At 33.1% G+C, this 17868-nt stretch carries 15 protein-coding genes; 6 read left to right on the top strand and 9 right to left on the bottom strand.

Annotated features, from left to right (window positions below; translation table 11 throughout):
- Positions 1–58 precede the first annotated feature (58 nt).
- Entirely contained in the window at positions 59–241 is a 183-nt protein-coding gene (locus CLU82_RS18890; protein ID WP_100844561.1) for a CAL67264 family membrane protein, read from the top strand.
- Between the two features lie 64 nt (positions 242–305).
- Positions 306–1997, top strand: coding sequence for an energy-dependent translational throttle protein EttA (gene ettA / locus CLU82_RS18885; protein ID WP_100844560.1), 1692 nt, complete (start codon positions 306–308; stop codon positions 1995–1997).
- Positions 1998–2439: 442 nt separating this feature from the next.
- On the opposite strand, the gene CLU82_RS18880 is transcribed toward ettA, so the two are convergent.
- Both CLU82_RS18880 and CLU82_RS18875 read right to left on the bottom strand, forming a co-directional pair.
- Positions 2440–2856: a thiol-disulfide oxidoreductase DCC family protein gene (locus CLU82_RS18880; protein WP_100845079.1), complete on the bottom strand. Its 417-nt coding sequence runs from the start codon at positions 2854–2856 to the stop codon at positions 2440–2442.
- A gap of 142 nt (positions 2857–2998) precedes the next feature.
- Entirely contained in the window at positions 2999–5164 is a 2166-nt protein-coding gene (locus CLU82_RS18875; RefSeq protein ID WP_100844559.1) for a DNA mismatch repair protein MutS, read from the bottom strand.
- A gap of 111 nt (positions 5165–5275) precedes the next feature.
- Between CLU82_RS18875 and ung the strand changes: the two genes are divergently transcribed.
- Entirely contained in the window at positions 5276–5944 is a 669-nt protein-coding gene (gene ung, locus CLU82_RS18870) for a uracil-DNA glycosylase (RefSeq protein WP_100844558.1), read from the top strand.
- Between the two features lies 1 nt (position 5945).
- Here the strand turns inward: ung and CLU82_RS18865 are convergent, their stop codons facing one another.
- The 7 genes from CLU82_RS18865 to CLU82_RS18835 form a co-directional block, all read right to left on the bottom strand.
- Entirely contained in the window at positions 5946–6467 is a 522-nt protein-coding gene (locus tag CLU82_RS18865) for a hypothetical protein (protein WP_100844557.1), read from the bottom strand.
- Between the two features lie 240 nt (positions 6468–6707).
- Positions 6708–7640, bottom strand: a complete 933-nt coding sequence (locus CLU82_RS18860) for a transglutaminase (protein ID WP_100844556.1) — start codon at positions 7638–7640, stop codon at positions 6708–6710.
- 134 nt (positions 7641–7774) lie between these two features.
- A complete protein-coding gene (locus tag CLU82_RS18855) occupies positions 7775–8899 on the bottom strand; it encodes an SDR family oxidoreductase (RefSeq protein WP_100844555.1) in 1125 nt (374 codons plus the stop codon).
- A 96-nt stretch (positions 8900–8995) separates the two neighbouring features.
- Positions 8996–9466, bottom strand: coding sequence for a DUF4265 domain-containing protein (locus CLU82_RS18850; RefSeq protein WP_100844554.1), 471 nt, complete (start codon positions 9464–9466; stop codon positions 8996–8998).
- Positions 9467–9469: 3 nt separating this feature from the next.
- On the bottom strand, positions 9470–10342 hold the full coding sequence (locus CLU82_RS18845) for a nucleoside phosphorylase (protein ID WP_100844553.1): 873 nt from the start codon (positions 10340–10342) through the stop codon (positions 9470–9472).
- A gap of 102 nt (positions 10343–10444) precedes the next feature.
- Entirely contained in the window at positions 10445–10774 is a 330-nt protein-coding gene (locus CLU82_RS18840) for a translation initiation factor (RefSeq protein ID WP_100844552.1), read from the bottom strand.
- 101 nt (positions 10775–10875) lie between these two features.
- Positions 10876–11829, bottom strand: a complete 954-nt coding sequence (locus CLU82_RS18835) for an isopenicillin N synthase family oxygenase (protein ID WP_100844551.1) — start codon at positions 11827–11829, stop codon at positions 10876–10878.
- 170 nt (positions 11830–11999) lie between these two features.
- On the opposite strand from CLU82_RS18835, the gene CLU82_RS18830 reads away from it, so the two are divergent.
- From CLU82_RS18830 to hisG, 3 genes are all read left to right on the top strand, one after another.
- On the top strand, positions 12000–13976 hold the full coding sequence (locus CLU82_RS18830) for a thiamine pyrophosphate-dependent enzyme (protein ID WP_100844550.1): 1977 nt from the start codon (positions 12000–12002) through the stop codon (positions 13974–13976).
- Between the two features lie 956 nt (positions 13977–14932).
- Complete coding sequence (gene pckA / locus CLU82_RS18825; RefSeq protein ID WP_100844549.1) at positions 14933–16552, top strand: phosphoenolpyruvate carboxykinase (ATP); 1620 nt, start codon at positions 14933–14935, stop codon at positions 16550–16552.
- Positions 16553–16962: 410 nt separating this feature from the next.
- Positions 16963–17820 (top strand): ATP phosphoribosyltransferase, encoded by an 858-nt coding sequence (gene hisG / locus CLU82_RS18820; RefSeq protein ID WP_100844548.1) that lies wholly within the window; start codon positions 16963–16965, stop codon positions 17818–17820.
- Positions 17821–17868: the final 48 nt, after the last annotated feature.

Here is a 17868-nt window from a genome sequence, read left to right as displayed (position 1 = left end):
TAAAAATTTAACAAAAAATCCCGATATTTGCACCTTTCTAAAAACAAATACTACAATTATGGGAATGAATAAAAATACTATTTTAGGATGGGCAACCTTTATAATGATACTAATGGGATTATTACTAATAGGGTTGGGCTTTTTTAAATACAGAGATGTTTCTGGCTGGGGATTTGCTGCAGTTGGAGTAGGATTTTTAGCCAATGCTTGGGTATTTAACGCTTTGAAAGGAAGAGTGTAAAAATGAATAGTCATGAGTTGTTTTTTTTAACAACTTTAAACAAATAAAACTTTAAACAAAAATTATGTCAGACGATAAAAAAGTAATTTTCTCAATGCAAAAATTGAGTAAAACCTATCAAGGAGCAGACAAACCTGTTCTTAAAAATATCTATTTAAGTTTCTTTTACGGAGCCAAAATTGGTATTTTAGGTTTGAATGGTTCAGGTAAATCTTCTCTTTTAAAAATTATTGCTGGAGTTGATAAAAACTACCAAGGTGATGTTGTTTTTCAACCTGGATATACTGTTGGTTATTTGGAGCAAGAGCCAATTTTGGATGATTCTAAAACTGTTTTAGAAATTGTTCAAGAAGGTGCTGCAGAAACTATGGCTGTTTTGGCAGAATATAATAGCATTAACGATTTATTTGGTCTTGAAGAAAACTATTCAGATCCAGATAAGATGGACAAGTTGATGGATCGTCAAGCAGCTTTACAAGACAAAATCGATGCATTGGGAGCTTGGGAAATAGATACCAAATTAGAAATCGCCATGGATGCTTTGCGTACTCCAGATGGTGATACACCTATCAAAAACCTTTCTGGTGGAGAGCGCCGTCGTGTAGCTTTATGTCGTTTGTTGTTGCAACAACCTGACGTTTTGCTTTTGGATGAACCAACCAACCACTTGGATGCGGAGTCTGTTCTTTGGTTAGAGCAACACTTGGCACAATATGCTGGAACTGTAATTGCTGTAACGCACGATAGATATTTCCTTGATAATGTTGCAGGCTGGATTTTGGAATTGGATAGAGGAGAAGGTATTCCGTGGAAAGGAAATTATTCTTCTTGGTTGGATCAAAAATCGAGCAGAATGGCATTGGAAGAAAAAGTAGCTTCAAAACGTCGTAAAAATTTAGAGCGTGAGTTGGACTGGGTTCGTCAAGGAGCTAAAGGCCGTCAAACGAAGCAAAAAGCACGTTTACAGAACTACGATAAATTATTAAATGAAGACCAAAAACAATTGGATGAAAACTTGGAAATCTACATTCCAAACGGTCCACGGTTAGGTACAAATGTTATCGAAGCTAAAAATGTAGCCAAAGCTTTTGGTGATAAATTATTGTATGACAACTTGAATTTTACTTTGCCTCAAGCTGGAATTGTTGGGATTATCGGACCAAATGGTGCTGGTAAATCGACTATTTTCAGAATGATTATGGGTGAGCAGGAAACAGATAGCGGAGAATTCTCTGTTGGTGAAACTGTAAAAATCGCTTACGTAGATCAATCACATTCTAATATCGATCCGAATAAATCAATCTGGGAAAACTTCGCAGACGGACAGGAATTGATTATGATGGGCGGAAAACAAGTCAATTCAAGAGCTTATTTATCTCGTTTTAATTTTGGTGGTGGTGAGCAAAACAAAAAAGTTTCAGCGCTTTCAGGTGGAGAACGTAACCGTTTGCACTTAGCAATGACTTTGAAAGAAGAAGGAAACGTATTGCTACTGGATGAGCCAACAAATGACTTGGACGTAAACACACTTCGTGCATTAGAAGAAGGTTTAGAGAATTTCGCAGGTTGTGCTGTAGTGATTTCGCACGACAGATGGTTCTTAGATAGAATTTGTACGCACATTCTAGCTTTCGAAGGAGATTCTGAAGTATACTATTTCGAAGGAGGTTTCTCTGAATATGAAGAAAACAAAAAGAAACGTTTAGGTGGTGATTTAACCCCAAAACGTTTGAAATACAGAAAATTAATTAGATAATAATTAATTTTAAATAACTGGAAAGCCTCAAATTATCTAATAGTTTGAGGCTTTTTTATTGATTACTTTCCTGTAACTATTTCCTGCTATCCGTTACAATTTTTTTATTTTTAAAGGAAAAACAAAAAGGATTTTCACTTCTATCAGGGCTAGGGCATTTGGTTTCATTACAAGGCATTCGTTTCAAATATCTTAAAATAAAAAAAGGATGCTCACAGAAAGGCACCCTTTTTCATTTTAGACAAAAAAAACTAATCATTTCTCTTTATTAGAATTAATTTTAAAAAACACAGTTCTCGTTTAAACCAATAATTACCAACTCGAAAACAACTATGAATGTACGGTCTTCTATAAACTTCTTCTAATAAAAATTAACTTTTAAGATATGTCAAATTTACAGCAACAATCCTGCTAAATAAATGACATTTATCATGAAATCGAATTATTCTAAAAATTTTATTTTTAATTCAGGTGTTGGAATCATACAGCTTTCTTTTTTACCATACCACTTATATCTATTCTGAGCAATGTAATCGTAAATATAATTACTAATTCCAGTTGGTATAATTCTGAATATAGTTACCAAATGCCAAAACCCTCCAAGATTCTTGGAAATTTGAATAGCCGCTTGTGATTTGTAATAATAAGCAACTCCGGGTTCGTACAAAATTATGCTATCTGTTTTCTTTGGATTAACTCCAATATGATTTAGGATTTGTATTCCTAATTCAGATTGTAAAGCCACAAATCTAAACGCATCTTTTGAATCATGTCGAATAACGAATTGAACCGCCGAATTGCATAAATTGCAAACGCCGTCAAAAAGGATTATTTTTTTATTTTGAGGAAGGTTTAGCATCGTTTCTTTCATTATAAGGAAAAACAAACTTAGTCAATTAGATCACAGATTATAAGGACTAAACTGATTTACACGGATTTTATAAATAACAATAAAAAATCTGTGTTTAATCCGTTACATCTGTGTCATCCGTGTACCAATTTTACTTCTTACCAGCTTCAACAAATTCCAACTCATCTAAACTTACTTTTGAAGTGAAAATTCCATAATTAACTGTTGCTTTGTTTTTTTCAATAGAATCAATACTTCCCACTGATTTTCCATCTAACATTCGTACACGGTCACCGACTTTTAAAATTGGTCTAGGCTTCTCAATAACAGGTTTTAGTTTCTTCTCTTTCTTTTCAACTCGAATTTCCTCAACCTTGATTTCAACTTCTTTGATGATTTCTTTTTTCAGCTCAACTTTAGCTTTAACCTCTTTAGGAGTAGCTTTTTTGCGTTTTGAATTTTCTATTTCTACAATTTTCAAAAACTCACCGATAAGATCTTTTTTGTTTTTATTGTTGAAATATTTCTCAGCTATATCTTCAATCTTTTGTCCAATATAAATCGTCTTTTGGTTATCATCATACAATTCTTGATAGCTTTCTAGCTTTTGCTTGATTTTGACGTTGATATTTTCCATTTTCTTACCTTCCTCACGTGCTCGAGTTTCTTCTTCTTTCAGATTTAAAGATGTTTTCTCGAGTTTAGAACGTTCTTTTTGGAGTGTAGCAATGGTTTTGTCAAAACGAACTTTACCAACTTCAATTTTCTTTTTGGCACGGTTGATTAAACTAAATGGAATTCCGTTTTTTAAGGCAACTTCAAACGTAAAAGAACTTCCTGCTTGTCCCAAAGCTAATTTATACATTGGTTCTAATGATTTCTCATCAAAAAGCATATTAGCATTTGTAGCGTGAGGTAGTTCATTAGCCAAAATTTTAAGGTTCGAATAATGGGTAGTAATCAATCCGAAAGCTTCTCTATGATAAAACTCCTCTAAGAAAATTTCGGCCAAAGCTCCACCTAACTCGGGGTCAGAACCTGTACCAAATTCATCAATTAAGAACATGGTTTTCTTGTTGCACTTTTTCAAGAAGTAGTTCATGTTCTTCAAGCGGTAACTATAAGTACTTAGGTGATTTTCAATAGATTGATTATCTCCAATATCTGTTAATATTCTATCAAAAAGAAAGGTTTCACTGCGCTCATGAACCGGAATCAACATTCCCGATTGTAACATCAATTGAAGTAAACCAACTGTCTTCATCGAGATAGTTTTACCTCCAGCATTTGGACCAGAGATAACAATTATTCTATTTTCCTGACTTAATTCGATTGTTTGTGGATGCGTAATTTCCTTTTTTTTTTTGTTATTCAAATACAAAATAGGATGATAGGCATCTCTAAAATAAAGACGACGTTCCTCTGTAATGGTTGGTAAAATTCCATTTATTCGGTTAGCATATTTTGCTTTGGAAGCAATTACATCAATATCGCTTAGAAAATCCTGATATTGAATCAGCAAAGGTAAAAATGGACGAACAGCGTTTGATAATTGTTTTAGAATTTTGGTAATTTCTTCTTTTTCCTCATATTCTAAATTAGCTAATTCACGAGAATATTTCAGCGTGTTTTCAGGTTCGATGTAAGCTATACTTCCTGTTTTTGAACTTCCTAAAATAGAACCTTTAACTTTGCGTCTATACATCGCTAAAACCGCTAAAACACGGCGATTTTGAACAAAACTCTCTTTGATATCATCCAAATAACCCAAACTATTGTATTGCGTCAAGGCGGAAGCAAAACTCTGATTTACCTTCCCACGAACTAAATTCATTTCACGTCGTATTTCCTGTAATCGGGGAGAAGCATTATCCTTAATCTCTCCGTATTTATCGGCTACAGCATCTACAAGTGTGATAATTTCTTTGGTGAGTTGAATGCCTGAGCTCTTAGCGCAAAGGTTTGGATAATAATCATTGAATTTATTCAGAAATGCCAAAAGTACATTCGTTGTTTCTGAAATCGTGGCAATTTTTCTAAAACCACCTACTTCAAGAAAACTGTCTTCGATAGCTAGAAACTTTATTTCGTAAGTTATAGCGTCAAAACCATGATTAGGGATTGCATTGTTATTTTGAAAAGAAGAAACATACTCAGAAGTTTGCAGTAAAGCACTCATCAAAGTTTCTTTGTCTCTAAAAGGAGTTATTTCTAAAGCTTTTTGTTTTCCTATATCGGTATTACAAATTTCGGAAATCGTTTCGAGAACCGTAGGAAATTGTAAGTCTTGTAATGTTTTTTCGGTAATGGATATCATTTTTATATCAAAAGTCAAAGTAAAAGCCCAAAGTTACAAAGTAAAAAGTCAAAAACCATTTTCTTTGTTCTCTTTGAGAAAACTTTACGAACTTTGCGGTAAAATATATGTATGAAACTTTACCTCAACCCATCTTGGCAAACTATTTTAGCGGACGAAATTAAGAAACCTTATTTTTTAGAATTAATGGATGCCCTTGATGAAGAATATCAAAATCATATTTGTTTTCCTCCAAAGAAATTAATTTTTTCGGCTTTTAATAATTGTTCTTTTGAAGATGTGAAAGTGGTTATTATTGGTCAAGACCCGTATCACGGAGTTGGTGAAGCGAATGGCTTGTCTTTTTCAGTGAATGATTCAGTGAAAATTCCACCATCATTACGTAATATTTTTAGAGAATTGAATGATGATTTGGATTCTATTTTTATGCCCACATCAGGAAATCTGGAACGTTGGGCAAAACAAGGAGTATTGCTTTTAAATGCTTCCCTTTCTGTTAGAATTGACACACCAAATAGTCATAAACACTTAAAATGGGGAACTTTTACTGATGCAGTAATTCAAAAAATATCCGAAGAAAAAGAAAATGTAGTTTTCATGCTTTGGGGAAGTTTTGCACAAAAAAAAGGAGCTAAAATTGATAGAACGAAACATTTGGTATTAGAATCAGGGCATCCTTCGCCTATGAGTGCTAATCAGGGGAAATGGTTCGGAAATAAACATTTTAGTCAAGCTAATGCTTATTTAAAATTGAATGGAGAAACAGAAATAGAGTGGTAAATTATTTTTTAATTGATTCTATTTTCATGGGTGGAGGCGGTGGAGGTAAAATATACTTTAAATCACCAAAATCTGCAATCTTGTTCGTTGGTAAAAACTTCAATTTAGCCTTTATATTACCCAAAGAATCTATAAACTCATCCAATTCCTTTGGAATTACATGACCATATAAATATATCCATTTGTTTTTTCCTTTATTCGAGATATTGATAAGATAACTTTCACCATCTTGCAAATTTTCTTGTTCATAAACGCTATCAAATTTTTTAAAATTTACTTGTTGAAGCAATTTGTTAAGTTTAATTCTATCATCCGTTTTTAAAATGGCATAGGAGTTTTCTATGGGGTCAGGAAATCTTTTCTGAAAATATACAGTGTCACTTTTTGTAAATTTCATTGAATCATCATGGCTTTCACCAGCAGAAGAAAAAACAAAATCATCAAAAGGAAATGTATTTATTTCTTCTTTTTGAGAACAGGATAATAAGAGAAGAGAACTTAAAAGCAAAATCTGTATTTTCATAATGTTTAGAATATCAAATGACAAGAATTCAATTATAACTTTACTCACAAATTTAGAAAAATAAATCTACCATTTATGACTGTAATTTCGTTACTACCTCAACAGTTTCCTGGTCACGCGTGAGGGATTGAAGCAGGCTATCCAAGTAGCGCGTAAAGCCCGACAGCATCCTGATAAATGGGCGAATATGTGCAAAGAGAATTAGCCCATTTGTCAGGATGGTGGCACGCCCAAATGATTTTAATCTAATGTTAAAGCTCCTAAAATCTCCTCGGATAAAAAGGGGCCTCCTGGGTATTTTGCGGTGTAATCGAGATTTAGCCACACTTGGTTGTGTTCGTCAATGTGGTAATTGAGTTGCTTGTTTTTACTTTCCTCAACAAATAATACATTTTTAATCAGAAAATTTGCTTTTTCGAGATCTTTCATGCTTCCAATTAAGATTTCGGGATAGATATGTCCTTTGGTATGAATTAGTCTTGGTGTGCCTCCAATCGATTTAATACTCGCAGCCATCAAGATAGAATGATCATCACAATCACCTGAAAAATATAGTAAGGATTCGTGGGCTGTGGCGATATAATCACCGTTTTTTGGATCGTTTACATAATGCCATCGGCTGTTGATTTCTTTGAAAACCGCAAAACACTGAATTAAATTTCGATAATCGGGATAGCCTTTTACGTCTTTGAAATGCTTCGTTGTAGCCATTATTGCAAAGTTGCGAACCTTTGGATTTTCATACTCTATTGCTTTGATTATTTCACTTTTATTAGGGAAAGGCAATAATTTTGCAATAATAATATCTTGAGGAAATGGATTGTTGTTCATGGAATACAACATGGAATTGTAGTCATCGAAAACTGAATTAAAGCTGAAATTTCCAAATAAACTTCCGTAAATCAGCATCAAGAAATAGAGCGCTAAGCATATAATGATGATGGTCCTTAACATGTACAAAAGAGCGTAAACGGAAGCGAAAACTAGAATAAACAATAGAATCCTGTCTAAAGCAAAAATCCATTGCGGGTCAATTAATGTTTGGTGAAGTACTACAAATAAAGGGATTGTAATGAGGACACTTAAAAAAAAGATAACAAATCTATCCCAAGGTTTTTTTAACTGAAACTTGGCTTTTACGGATTGAAAATTAGTTTTGCTAAATTGTGTCATAATACCCGAAAGGGAATCTAGATTGCTTTTTGTAAAAGTACTTTTTTTTTTTAGAGTTTCTAAGATTCTGAGATGCTAAGTTTTTGAGTTTTTTACTTGTCTTTGCAACTTAGAAACTTAGTCACTAAGCTACTTTATACATTGATATCCTTAAAATCATTCAAGATTGCATATCGAATCATGTTTGAAAAAGCATCATTATCCAGCTTTGGAATTTCAAGAATTGAATTCAGCAAAGTTGTATCATATTCATTCGGATTGGTAATAAAATAAGGCTTTAAATGCTTTCCAATACTTTCGTAATACAATTTCTCTATGGTGTTTTTGTATTTAAAATCGAGTGGATTTTTGATTAAAGTAAAGTTTGTATATCCTACTTCTTTCATGATCAACTGTAGACCTTTTACAATATTGAAACTTTTGTCATTTACAATATTTAGCTGTTCGATGTCATCGCGTTCAAAGGTGTTTACAATTACTTTGGCAACATAATCTACTGGAATAATGTTCAGACCAGTTTCCTCATTAATGATGAAGCGAACGTTTTCCTGCTCGCCTTTTCGTTGGGATGTAAAGTGGAAGAATTTCGCTAAAAGATAAAAAACCATGTATTTTGGAATAAAATAAGGGCATTCGGTTCCTAACATTTTTCCACCAATAACACTTGGTCTCAAAATTTGAAAAGGCAAACCTAAAGCTTTACATTCCTGAGCGATGAAATTCTCTGAATGAAATTTGGCATCCTCATACGCATTACGATGCTTTGGAGTAAAACCAAGATTATGAAAATCATTATCTATTAATCCTTTTCGGATTCCAGACGAAAATGCTGTCCCTATGTAAATGAATTTCTTGATAAAAGGGTTAAAAGTCTTGAAAAGCGATTGGGTTATTTTGGCATTTTCATCAAAAATTTTCTTTTTTAGCTTCTCGTCAGTAGATAAATTCACGTATCCGGCAGAGTGAATAAAATAAGCTCCTTTTATTTTTTCTGAAAAAGTATCCTGAAGATTCGCTAAATCCGAATCTATAATTTCTATATACTCATGAAGTTTTTCTAAACCGGTTTTTAATAAAATGGAAGGTGTATAATCACTTGTCAGAAGTTCATTAACACGATCTATCGCATTAGCTTTCCCTTTGTTTCTGGCAATAATAAACAGTTTTGCACTTTGATTTTGATTAATAAACAGTTCCAGAATTTCGTACATAACATGCGAACCCAAAACTCCTGTAGCCCCTGTAAGAATTATTTTCATTGTTGTCTTTTTCGAAGTGCAAATATAGATTTAAAAAAAAGATTTGCATCATTTTTAAAACATCTTAAAGAATAAGTTTGTTGGAAATTAATGTAGTTATTTTAATAAATCATCACTGTGCTTTTTAGACAAACAAGGTTCTGCAAAATCAAGTATTTCCAACTCGAAATATTCATTTAAAAAGCTTTTGACAACAGAATAATCAACATCTTTCTTAATTTCAACAGCAAAAAACTTTTCATTTAGCCCTTCTGACTCACAATTCATTGCTTTGAGTTTCTCTCTAATAATTTCTTTATTATAGTTGTCTTTTAAAATGACAACTTGAATTATTGAATTTCCAGAAATTGAAATTGTTTCTTTATAAACGACAGTATCTTCGGTTTCATCATATTTGGCATAGAAAATATCATCTGTCGCAATAAGTGGCCCGTAGAATGGAATATTATCTAATTTATAAATTCCTTTTTCTTGATCAATTATTTCAGACCACATCGTTTCAACTACTTCTTCATCTAAAATATCACTATGATATCTGAACAAAATTTTTGAATGAGTTTCTGCCATCTTTTATTTTTCAGCTAGTTTTCCCAAAGTATATTCAATCAATTCATCTACGGCTTTATATGCATCACTGCTAAAAGTTCCCCTTGCTCTGTTGGCTATAATAGCATTCAATGACAAAGCCTGATGTCCTAAAAGAGCCGAAAGCCCATAAATTGCTGATGTTTCCATTTCAAGATTGGTAATTCTGTTTCCTTCAAAAGAGAAATTATCCATTTTTGAATTTAATTCGGCATCTTGAATGTTTAAACGCAAAACACGTCCTTGAGGCCCGTAAAAACCACCAGCTGTTGCCGTGATTCCTTTGTGCATTTTATCACTATCTATTCTTTTTGCTAGTTCAGAAGAGCAAGAAACAACTGTTGGTCTTCCTTTTCGTAAATCCCAATTAGTTTGTTCAATAAATGCGTTTTCTATTTTTTCATTTGAAACCTCATCGATCAAATAGGAGCGAAGCATATTATCGAGTCCGATAGCAAACTTTGACATAACAAAACTGTCCACAGGAATATCTGCATGCAAAGAACCAGAAGTTCCTATTCGGATAATGTTTAAAGAAGTTAATTTCTCTTTTGGTTTTCTTGTTTCTAAATCAATATTAACCAAAGCATCCAATTCATTAATGACAATATCAATATTATCAGGACCAATTCCAGTTGACATTACTGTTAATCGTTTGCCTTTATAAATGCCTGTTTCGGTTTTGAATTCCCTTTTTTGCGTAGAAAATTCAATAGTATCAAACTGCTTGGTAATTTTTGAAACTCTATCTTGGTCACCTACAAAAATGATATCGTAAGCAATATTCTCCGGTTTCAAGTTAAGATGATACACACTTCCGTCAGGATTGAGTATTAATTCGGATTGTTGTATAGCCATTGTTTTTGTTTAAAGTTTTATTTGTTTAAGTTTTAAAGTTGTTTAATGTTAAAAAAAAATATCTGCAAACTAAAGCCTGCCAACTAAAAACTGTCAACCAAATTATCCTCCAACTCTTTTTACCTTAAAGCCTTTTTCTTTTAAAATAACCATTATTTTATCACGGTAATCACCTTGAATAATAATAGAATCGTCTTTAAAAGTTCCGCCAACACTAAGTTTGATCTTGATTTCTTTAGCTAAAATTTTAAAATCTTCGTCAGATCCTTCGTAACCTTCGATTACAGTAGTTGCTTTTCCTTTTCTTTTTTCGAATTTGCAAATCATAGGTTCTTTTTGAACGTATAATTGATGCGCTGCTGCCTCAATTTCTTCTTCCGGTGACATTTCGTGATCTGGAAAAAGATTTTTTAATTGATCCTGTAAATCCATTTTTTCTAATTTATTTCTTTAAACCAAATTTAAAAAACAATTCCAAATACCAATGAAAGTTATTGATATTTGGAATTTAATTTATTTCTACTTTCGGATAGTTAGGCTTTTTTTATCAAACCTAAATCCACAAGACGTTCGTATAAATAATCACCTGCAGTAATATCTTCGAATTTCTTAGAATTCTCGGCATCTATACAATTTTCTAAACAATCCAGTTTCATATCGCTTACCGGATGCATAAAAAATGGAATAGAATAACGTGAAGTTCCCCATAATTCTCTAGGCGGATTAACCACTTGATGAATTGTCGATTTTAGTTTATTATTGGTATGACGTGATAACATATCACCAACATTAATTACTAATTCATCTGGTTCTGCAATCGCATCAATCCATTCTCCATCATGATTTTGAACTTGTAAACCTTTCCCTTGAGCACCCATTAACAAAGTTATCAAGTTGATATCTCCGTGCGCTGCTGCACGAATAGCATTTTCAGGCTCAGATGTAATAGGAGGATAGTGAATAGGTCTTAGAATTGAGTTTCCTTCTTTGGCATATTCGTCAAAATAGAACTCATCCAATCCAAGGTGCAAAGCCAAAGCTCTCAACACATAAACACCTGTTTTTTCAAGCATTTGGTAGGCTTCTTTACCTACAACATTAAAGCGTGGTAATTCTTTTACCTCAACATTATCTGGATATTGAGACGCATATCTAGAATCTTTGTCTACATATTGTCCAAAGTGCCAAAACTCTTTTAAATCTCCTTCTTTACGGCCTTTAGCATGCTCTTTTCCAAAAGAAACATAGCCTCTTTGTCCGCCAATTCTAGGAATTTCATAGCTGTGTTTGGTTTCTAATGGCAATGAGAAGAACTCTCTTATTTCACCATACAACTCATCAACTAATTGATCGTTTAAAAAATGCCCTTTGAGCGCTACGAAGCCTATATCTTCGAATGCACTTCCGATTTCATTTACAAATTTTTGTTTACGTTTCGGGTCGTCCGAAAGGAAATCACGCAAGTCAACACTAGGAATGTTTTGCATATTAGTCTGTATTTAATACTTTAGAAGTCAAAAAACTTCATGACTACAAATATAAAGAATAAAAAAGACAAGTATTTTTAAAAATTATTCACATTTTAAAATAATATAACTTTAATACAATGAACTGTTATATTATTTTATCTTTGAGAGACCCATAAAAACTATTACAAATGAATTTTGATAAAAAAAATTTAACCAACGAAATTTTATTAGACCTCTATAAAAGAATTCTGAAACCAAGACTGGTAGAAGAAAAAATGTTAATCCTCATTCGACAAGGAAAAGTCTCCAAATGGTTCTCTGGAATAGGACAAGAAGCCATTTCTGTTGGAATTACAGCCGCTTTAGATACTGACGAATACATTCTGCCAATGCACCGTAATTTAGGTGTATTTACAGGCAGAGACATTCCATTGCAACGCTTATTTTCGCAATGGCAAGGTAAAGCCAATGGTTTTACCAAAGGAAGAGACCGAAGCTTTCATTTTGGGACACAGGATTATAAAATTATCGGAATGATTTCGCATCTGGGACCTCAGCTTGGGGTTGCAGACGGAATAGCACTTGCCAATACATTAGAAAAAAATGGTAAAATAACAGCTGTCTTTACCGGTGAAGGTGCCACAAGTGAAGGTGACTTTCATGAAGCTTTGAACATAGCCGCAGTTTGGGATTTACCTGTTCTATTTATAATCGAAAATAACGGATACGGATTATCGACTCCAACCAACGAGCAATACCGTTGCAAAAACCTAGCCGATAAAGGAATTGGATACGGAATAGAAAGTCATATTGTAGATGGTAACAATATTTTGGAAGTTTTTAATTTAGTTACAGAACTAAAAGCTTCGATGATCGAAAAGCCCAGACCAATTTTATTGGAATTCAAAACATTTAGAATGCGGGGACATGAAGAGGCAAGTGGTACAAAATACGTTCCGCAAGAATTAATGAATTTATGGGCCACGAAAGATCCTGTAGACAATTACAGAAGCTATCTGTATCTAAACAATATTCTTACCTTAGAAGATGATGAAGCTATAAAAAACCAAATTAAACACGAAATTGAGGAAGCTTGGACCTTGAGTAATGCCGAACCCGAAATAACACCAACTTACGAAGATGAACTAAACGATGTTTACAAACCGTATCAGCATGAAGAATTTCAACCCAATTCTGAGACCGAAAATATCCGTTTTATAGATGCTATTACCAATAGTTTACGCGAATCGATGGAACGGCATGATAAATTGGTTATCATGGGGCAAGACATTGCCGAATACGGCGGAGCATTTAAAATCACTGACGGTTTTGTAACTCAATTTGGTAAAGAAAGAGTTCGTAATACTCCCATTTGTGAAAGCGCAGTGGTTTCAACAGCAATGGGATTGTCTATCAATGGATACAAAGCTATTGTCGAAATGCAATTTGCCGATTTTGTATCCACGGGATTCAATCCGATAGTTAATTTATTAGCCAAATCGCACTACCGATGGTTAGAGAAAGCCGATGTAGTAGTTCGGATGCCATGTGGTGGTGGTACTCAAGCTGGGCCTTTTCATTCACAAACCAATGAAGCTTGGTTTACTAAAACTCCAGGTTTAAAAGTAGTCTATCCAGCGTTTCCTTATGATGCAAAAGGTTTATTGAATGCATCAATTAATGACCCGAATCCAGTGCTTTTCTTTGAACACAAGCAATTATACCGAAGTTTATCCCAAAATGTTCCTAATGATTATTATACCATTCCGTTAGGAAAAGCTGCTTTACTAAAAGAAGGGAAGAACGTAACCATTATTTCTTTTGGGGCTGCTGTCCACTGGGCTTTAGAAACATTAGAGAAAAACCCCGAAATAGATGCTGATATTTTGGATTTAAGAACCTTACTGCCTTTAGATACCGAAGCTATTTATAGATCCGTTAAAAAAACAGGAAAAGCAATTATTTACCAAGAAGACTCACTATTTGGTGGTATTGCCAGTGATATCTCGGCATTGATTATGGAAAATTGTTTTGAATACTTAGATGCTCCTGTAAAACGAGTTGCAAGTTTAGATTCTCCCATCCCTTTTACAAAAGCACTGGAGGATCAGTATTTACCTAAAGCTAGATTTGAGGAGGAACTAAAAACTCTTTTAGAATACTAACACTGATTACAATATTAATAAAGACACAGACTGCAATCCGTATCTATTTTGAACTAAAACATAAATTCATTGGTATAATAAAACCAGACTATCTAAAAAGAGTCTGGTTTTATTTTTGGATAAAATACCGAGCCATACTAATATTAAGGCTCGCCTCTCAATTTCTTACGCATAACCTATTTTTTCGATAGGCTTTCCTTTAATTTTCAAAGGTTCTCCTTTAGTTTTGTTAGGCATCACCTTCAAAATCGATAGGAACACCTCACTATTTTAAAGCTATTGCATTTGATTTTAAAGGAGATCCCTATTAACTGTTTAGGTACGGTATAATATTAATGTGGTAAGCCTTTGGTTTTGAAAGGAGCACCTATCAATATGGTAGATATACCTATTGTTTTTGTAAGTCTACCTATGTTTTTTATAGGCGAACCAATAACTTTGATAGGCACACTTACAGTTTAGGCAGGCGAGCCTACCAGAAAGGTAGGCTCGCCTATAGTTTAGATAGGCGCTACTATATCTTTTGGAGGCAACTTGAAGCAAAATGTAGGCTCAAACAGTATTCTAAGAGTACAAAGAGAAAGACAGACCTTCTCTCCTTATAATTTAAGTACAATCGAATTCAGATTAAAAAAAACACCCACAAAATTTTAAAGAAAAAAAACAATACTAATCGTTTTTTAATGAAAATATAACATATCTGAATTATTTTTTTAGGTAACTTTATATCAGAAAAATCAGTTTTTAATTTATTTTATCTATAAAAAACTAAAACGACATCACAACAATCAATTACTTAAAAAGACAATCCTATCTCTTTGTAAAACAGTACTAAAACCGAAAACGTTTGCGCATATTTTTCTTCAAAACATGATAAAAATCAGTTTTTTTTGTTTCTATCCGAAGTAAATTTGATACAGAAATCAAACATCAAATTATAATAAAATACACACATTATGAAAAACATCAAAATCATTCAGGAATTACATAATTTAGGTATTACTGGCTACCACGAAGTAGTATATAATCCATCTTATGAAGAATTATTCAAAGCTGAAGTTTCTAATAAAAGAAAAGGATATGAAAAAGGTGCTTTAACTGATACAGGTGCTGTTGCCGTAAAAACTGGTGTTTTTACAGGACGTTCACCTAAAGACAGATATATTGTTAAAGACGCAGTTTCAAAAGATACTATCTATTGGGATGACAAAGTAAATTTTCCAACCACTCAAGGAATTTATGATGAGTTGAAAGGATTAGTTTTAAAACAACTTTCTACATCACCAAAACTATATGTAGTAGATGCATTTTGCGGAACAAATGCAGACACAAGACTTAAAGTTCGTTTTGTAATGGAAGTAGCTTGGCAGGCACACTTTGTAACTAATATGTTTATCAGACCATCAAATTACGAATTGGAAAACTTTGGACAACCAGATTTCATTGTAATGAACGGTTCAAAAACTATAAATCCAAATTGGAGAGAGCAAGGATTAAACTCAGAAAACTTTGTAGTTTTTAACCTTACCGAAAAAATTCAGATTATTGGTGGCACTTGGTACGGAGGTGAGATGAAAAAAGGAATGTTCTCTATGATGAACTACTACTTACCATTAAAAGGAATGGCATCTATGCACTGTTCTGCTAATGTTGGCGAAAAAGGAGACGTTGCCGTATTCTTCGGGCTTTCAGGAACAGGAAAAACTACACTTTCTGCAGATCCAAAAAGATATTTAATTGGTGATGACGAACACGGATGGGATAACAATGGGGTATTTAATTATGAAGGTGGCTGTTATGCTAAAGTAATTGACTTATCTGAAGAAAATGAACCAGATATCTGGAGAGCTATCAAAAGAGATGCTTTATTAGAAAATGTTATCGTAGATGAATATGGCGAAATTGATTATTACGATCACTCAATTACAGAAAACTCAAGAGTATCTTACCCAATTTATCATATAAATAAGATTGTATTGCCATCAAAAGCTGGGCATGCTAAAAAAATCATTTATCTTTCTGCAGATGCATTTGGAGTACTGCCTCCTGTATCTATCTTAGATGAAGATCAAGCACAATACCACTTTTTATGCGGATATACTTCTAAATTAGCAGGAACTGAAAGAGGAATTACAACTCCAGAACCATCTTTCTCTCCAGCGTTTGGTGAAGCTTTCTTAACATTACACCCAACAATGTATTCTAAAACATTGATCGGAAAAATGAAAGAACATGGTGCAAAAGCATACTTAGTAAATACAGGTTGGAATGGAACAGGGAAAAGAATTTCTCTTAAAAACACAAGAGCGATTATTGATGCAATTATTAACAGTGAGATCGATACCGTAGCAACAACGACTGTTCCATTTTTAAACCTTACTATTCCAACAGCATTAACAAATGTTAGTGAAGGAATTTTAGACCCAAGAAACACCTATAAAGATGTTGAAGAATGGGAAACTAAAGCAAAAGATTTATCTGCTCGCTACATCAAAAATTTTGAACAATACACTGACACTGAAGAAGGAAAACGCTTAGTCGCAGCTGGACCTTGTTTAGAACCAGTTTTAAGTTAGTCGCAGTTAATAGTAATTATTTTTAAAGTTGGTTTAAAACACCTATTAGGTACTGTAATAAAAAGCAATATCTCTTAGGTGTTTTTATTTTATTTCAGTTTTGCATATTAATTATTTTCTAAACTTTAATTTAACAAATATTTGACCAAACGTTAAAATAAAAATTGGATTATTATTAATTTATGCTCTATATTTGCAAAAGAAACAAAGAGTTATCTAATTTTATAAAGTTATGTTATCAATTCAATTACATCATCATCATTCTCATAATTGCTCTCAAGCGATGTGTTAATGATATGCGTGTAAATCACAATAGTCTAAACCCGTTTGAGTACATCAAGCGGGTTTTTTATTACCTATTCTTTGTACTCAAACATTAATTCAAAAACTACAAACAAAACAACTACAAAATGAGTACACTTAAAATTGCAATTCAAAAATCTGGCCGTTTAAACGAAGAAAGCATTCAAATTCTAAAAGACGCCGGAATCTCAATTGATAATGGAATAGATCAATTAAAAGCAGAAGCTTCTAATTTCCCTTTGGAGGTTTTATATTTACGAAATTCCGATATCCCTCAATACCTAATCGACGGTGTAGTAGATATTGCTATTGTTGGAGATAATTTATTGGTTGAAAAAGGAAAAAACATTGAAGTAATTCAAAAATTAGGTTTTTCAAAATGCAAAGTATCTGTAGCTGTTCCTAAAGCTTTTAATTACAAATCTGTTAAGGATTTAGATGGTATGCGTATCGCTACTTCTTATCCAAACACAGTGCTTGATTATTTTAATTCTAAAGGAATAACAGTTGATATTCACCAAATATCAGGTTCAGTAGAAATTGCACCAAACATAGGGTTAGCAGATGCAATTGTTGATATCGTATCCAGCGGAAGTACTCTTTTTAAAAATAATTTAAAAGAGGTTGAGGTTATTTTTAAAAGTGAAGCGGTATTAGCGGTTTCTCCAAAAGTAAGTCCTGAATCTCAAAAAATAATCAACACCTTAAAATTCAGAATCGAATCAGTATTAAGAGCAAGAAAGTCAAAATATATTTTGATGAACGTTCCAAATGATAAGATTGATGCAGTTGGAAAAATCCTTCCAGTTCTAAGAAGTTTAACGGTTTTACCTTTAGCACAAGAAGGTTGGAGTAGTGTGCACTCAGTAATTGACAAAGATACTTTCTGGGAAGTAATAGACCAATTAAAAGAAGTAGGAGCCGAAGGAATCCTAGTTTGTCCAATCGAGAAAATGGTACTATAACTAAGTCGTAAGCATTAAGTAAGAAGTATTAAGTGCAAACTTGAAACC

The organism is Flavobacterium sp. 5, from assembly GCF_002813295.1.
Classification (GTDB): Bacteria; Bacteroidota; Bacteroidia; order Flavobacteriales; family Flavobacteriaceae; genus Flavobacterium.
Note: the sequence above shows the minus strand (reverse complement) of the source record. Positions and strands in the feature narration are given on the sequence as shown.

Excerpts from the sequence above, each read along its gene's own strand:
- CLU82_RS18835 (WP_100844551.1), bottom strand. The coding sequence starts at position 11,829 with ATGCAAAACATTCCTAGTGTTGACTTGCGTGATTTCCTTTCGGACGAC.
- CLU82_RS18890 (WP_100844561.1), top strand. The coding sequence starts at position 59 with ATGGGAATGAATAAAAATACTATTTTAGGATGGGCAACCTTTATAATG.
- CLU82_RS18845 (WP_100844553.1), bottom strand. The coding sequence starts at position 10,342 with ATGGCTATACAACAATCCGAATTAATACTCAATCCTGACGGAAGTGTG.
- CLU82_RS18850 (WP_100844554.1), bottom strand. The coding sequence starts at position 9,466 with ATGGCAGAAACTCATTCAAAAATTTTGTTCAGATATCATAGTGATATT.
- CLU82_RS18880 (WP_100845079.1), bottom strand. The coding sequence starts at position 2,856 with ATGCTAAACCTTCCTCAAAATAAAAAAATAATCCTTTTTGACGGCGTT.
- CLU82_RS18860 (WP_100844556.1), bottom strand. The coding sequence starts at position 7,640 with ATGACACAATTTAGCAAAACTAATTTTCAATCCGTAAAAGCCAAGTTT.
- ettA (WP_100844560.1), top strand. The coding sequence starts at position 306 with ATGTCAGACGATAAAAAAGTAATTTTCTCAATGCAAAAATTGAGTAAA.
- ung (WP_100844558.1), top strand. The coding sequence starts at position 5,276 with ATGAAACTTTACCTCAACCCATCTTGGCAAACTATTTTAGCGGACGAA.
- CLU82_RS18855 (WP_100844555.1), bottom strand. The coding sequence starts at position 8,899 with ATGAAAATAATTCTTACAGGGGCTACAGGAGTTTTGGGTTCGCATGTT.
- hisG (WP_100844548.1), top strand. The coding sequence starts at position 16,963 with ATGAGTACACTTAAAATTGCAATTCAAAAATCTGGCCGTTTAAACGAA.
- CLU82_RS18830 (WP_100844550.1), top strand. The coding sequence starts at position 12,000 with ATGAATTTTGATAAAAAAAATTTAACCAACGAAATTTTATTAGACCTC.
- pckA (WP_100844549.1), top strand. The coding sequence starts at position 14,933 with ATGAAAAACATCAAAATCATTCAGGAATTACATAATTTAGGTATTACT.
- CLU82_RS18865 (WP_100844557.1), bottom strand. The coding sequence starts at position 6,467 with ATGAAAATACAGATTTTGCTTTTAAGTTCTCTTCTCTTATTATCCTGT.
- CLU82_RS18875 (WP_100844559.1), bottom strand. The coding sequence starts at position 5,164 with ATGATATCCATTACCGAAAAAACATTACAAGACTTACAATTTCCTACG.
- CLU82_RS18840 (WP_100844552.1), bottom strand. The coding sequence starts at position 10,774 with ATGGATTTACAGGATCAATTAAAAAATCTTTTTCCAGATCACGAAATG.